The 246-nt window shown below is 28.9% G+C and carries 1 pseudogene; it reads right to left on the reverse strand.

The window, feature by feature from the left end:
- Window positions 1–23 precede the first annotated feature (23 nt).
- Window positions 24–246 (reverse strand): annotated as a pseudogene (locus AC23MB_RS14490) (mannose-1-phosphate guanylyltransferase); the annotation flags it as partial.

Consider the following 246-nt stretch of genomic DNA (forward strand, 5'->3'; position numbering starts at 1 on the left):
TTACTAAAATTTGAAAAAGAGCTTTAAATAAAGAGTTCTCCTTTTTTTAGATTATTAAGATCAAGGACATAATCTTTTATGTGTTGATCATGATCGAGAGGACAAATTAATAGAGCTTTGTCGGAGTCAACAACAATATAGTTTTAGAGGTAGTCAATAATTACTGCTTTGTTCTTATTTTTCACTCGGATAACATTGACTTTGTAGTTGAAAGTCAATACATTGTTATAATTGAATGCGATGTTG

The sequence above is a fragment of the Soonwooa sp. T0.1_25 genome, assembly GCF_057652215.1.